1 protein-coding gene and 1 pseudogene are annotated in these 1,444 nt (G+C 53.7%); both read left to right on the forward strand.

The genetic code is table 11. The features are described from left to right. The first annotated feature begins 146 nt into the window (after window positions 1-146). Complete coding sequence (gene ilvC / locus RCH87_RS09930; RefSeq protein ID WP_306516543.1) at window positions 147-1,160, forward strand: ketol-acid reductoisomerase; 1,014 nt, start codon at window positions 147-149, stop codon at window positions 1,158-1,160. A gap of 64 nt (window positions 1,161-1,224) precedes the next feature. Continuing rightward, window positions 1,225-1,444, forward strand: a pseudogene (locus RCH87_RS09935) (hypothetical protein); the annotation flags it as partial.

Raw genomic sequence — 1,444 nt, forward strand, 5'->3', positions numbered from 1 at the left:
GCTCATTAGCGGCAAGACAGCCGGGTGACTGCGTCGCGGCAAAATCTCATAGAGTGACCGGTGCGTCCCATAATGTGATACATTGAGGTCGCGTTAGGTTTTTGGTTAATATCGAATCTACATAAATCCATCAGAAAGGATCCTTCATGGCTATTGAAACTTTTTACGAGGACGACGCAGACCTGTCGATCATTCAGGGTCGTAAGGTAGCCATCATCGGCTACGGCTCTCAGGGTCACGCACACGCACAGAACCTGCGTGATTCCGGTGTTGAGGTCGTTATCGGCCTACGGGAAAACTCCAAGTCCCGTGCGAAGGCAGAGGAAGCTGGTTTCGAAGTCAAGTCGAACGCTGAGGCTTCCGAGTGGGCAGACGTCATCATGCTGCTGGCGCCCGATACCGCGCAGAAAGATCTTTATAACAACGAAATCGCCCCTAACCTCAAAGATGGCGATGCCGTGCTCTTCGGCCACGGTTTGAACATTCACTTCAAGCTGATCGAGCCGGCCGAGAACATCACCATTGGTATGGTCGCACCGAAGGGTCCAGGCCACCTGGTGCGTCGTCAGTTTGCCGATGGCAAGGGCGTTCCTTGTCTGATCGCCATCGAGCAGGATCCGAAGAAGGAAGGCCACGACCTGTGCCTGTCCTACGCTTCGGCTATTGGTGGTGCCCGCGCCGGCGTTATTCCAACCACCTTTGAAGCCGAGACCGTCACCGACCTCTTCGGTGAGCAAGCAGTCCTGTGCGGCGGCACTGAGCAGCTAGTCAAGACTGGTTTTGAGGTTTTGGTTGAGGCTGGTTATGAGCCAGAAATGGCATATTTCGAGTGCCTGCACGAGTTAAAGCTGATCGTGGATCTACTTTTCGAGGGCGGATTGACCAACATGAACTACTCGGTGTCTGACACCGCTGAGTTTGGTGGCTATCTCTCCGGACCACGCGTGATTAACGATGAGACCAAGCAGCGCATGAAGAACATCCTGAGCGATATCCAGGACGGCACCTTCACCAAGCGTCTGATCGATAATGTCGAAAACGGCAACAAGGAGCTCGAGGGGCTGCGCAAAGAAACCAATGAGCACCAGATTGAAACCACTGGTGCGAAGCTCCGTGATCTGATGAGCTGGGTCAAGAACCCACTTGATGCCACGGCATAACCTCCGGTGTGCGGTAACAGCTGTTATCGCAGCAAGTGGCATGGTGGTCTCCTCATGTAGTTCGGTGCAGCAAAATTTTGAATCGCGCCCTTTTGAGAAGACCACCTCTGCGGTTCCGAGCGCCGTGAGTCAGGCACGGTCGGAAAACCTGAACCGTTTTGTTGATGACGCCTACCCGAATAAGGTGCGGGTTATCGCTGAGGATTTCGGTCTAGAAACCGTGCGCGAATTTTTTTCACAATCGCGTACCTTGATCGTCGTCGAAAACCGTGACGGTGCTATTG

This window comes from Corynebacterium sp. (assembly GCF_030826625.1).
Lineage (GTDB): Bacteria > Actinomycetota > Actinomycetes > Mycobacteriales > Mycobacteriaceae > Corynebacterium.

Bases quoted from the DNA above. Each gene is read 5' to 3' on its own strand.
- ilvC (WP_306516543.1), top strand. From the start codon at position 147: ATGGCTATTGAAACTTTTTACGAGGACGACGCAGACCTGTCGATCATT.